The following is a 1,462-nucleotide window of genomic DNA, read 5'->3' on the forward strand; positions in this document are numbered from 1 at the left end:
TATAATAAACAAAACGCCAGAGATTACGACAAAAATCCGATAATAATAAAAGACTATGCTTTTTACGACTATATGAAATATTCCACGATTGCTACGCTCATAGGATGCTTATTCTTCATCTCGGTCGTTACCGTAGTAAACCCCATTGAGCCTAAAAATTTTAGACTACTCCCTTTCGCTTTGGTAATGTTTTTTATCAGGCGAAAGCAACAAAAGGGCGTCTATTTCGTATTTAACGATTCGGATATCAAATATTACAAAGAAGATAAAGCTTATAAATCTTTGAAACTTGAACAAATCGGCGCCGTTGCGATCAGTTTTGATCCGCGCTGGGACCGGCGGCAGAGGATAAGCATACCTGAAATGATGTTTTTGTCGCTTTGGCCTTTGGGCGCATACGTTATGCGCAGAATGCATGCAATGATCGCGCTAATTTCGATGATAGCAATTAGCCTATTCGGAGCGGGTATATTGATGCATCTTAAAAATGGCAGTTTCAGATGCTTAGGCATCTATGACCGGCTTGTGATATACGGCGAAACGGGCGATCTTAGAATTATAAATGTTTTGATTTATAGCGAAAAAGAGTATCTGGAATTAAAAGAGTATTTTATGCGCAAAACGCATATAGATTTGGATAGCGTCCCGCGCACCTTGTCGGTATTTAGCAAAAAGGTAAAATTTAGAAAATTTAAATTTAGAAAGAGATATCATAAGGCGAATTAAAAAGCAAGGAAATAAGCTGATTTTATAAAAAGTACTGATAAATGGAAAATTTTAATAAACAGCAAACAAGAGATTACGACAAATATCCGATAATTCTTAAAAACTACGAATATCTATATCAAAAGCTATTAATGGCTTTCTCTCTTTTTATAGGCGGCGTATTTGCCATAATCGTAAATTTCGATTGGAAAACCAGCGACGCAGTGGATTATAGCGTCAAGGACAGTATATACATGATTTTGTTTCTATCATTTTTATCACTATTTATTATATTGCCGGAGCTTATAGATTATAGAAAAGAGAGACCGATGATACAGCTTAAAAACAATCAAATAGAATTTTACGAAAAAGATAAAATCGCGTATGTCGAGCAATGTGAAAATTTGCAGCATAATATGGATTGGTCCTTTTTTATAGGAAATTTTAAAGGAAAAAGAGGATTGCTATATATGTTTATGGCGGTATTGCTATGCTTGGTTTTCATGACGATTGATCTTGTAGTTGTTCGTTGGTTTTTGAGCTTTGTTTTGTTTCAGTTTGTGGGCAATATATTAGTAAAATTTATCTTTTGTCTTGTTTTGGGAAAGAGCGGCGATAGGAGATTTTCGCTTTTTCCTGCATTGAGAGTTGGCGAACCGCATTATGGACATATCGGCTTATTTGCTTGCTCTAGATATTATTTAATACCGATATTTAAAAATTCGATATATTTTGAATTGAAAGAGTATTTCTTAGC

At 34.7% G+C, this 1,462-nt stretch carries 2 protein-coding genes; both read left to right on the top strand.

Annotated elements, in window-relative coordinates; all coding sequences use genetic code 11:
• The coding region (locus tag Q0256_RS00755) for a hypothetical protein (protein ID WP_297959125.1) at window positions 1-726 on the top strand (726 nt) is incomplete at its 5' end.
• A gap of 41 nt (window positions 727-767) precedes the next feature.
• A partial coding sequence (locus tag Q0256_RS00760) for a hypothetical protein (protein ID WP_297959127.1) occupies window positions 768-1,462 on the top strand: 695 nt, incomplete at its 3' end.

It is taken from the genome of uncultured Campylobacter sp., from assembly GCF_937949835.1.
Lineage (GTDB): Bacteria > Campylobacterota > Campylobacteria > Campylobacterales > Campylobacteraceae > Campylobacter_B.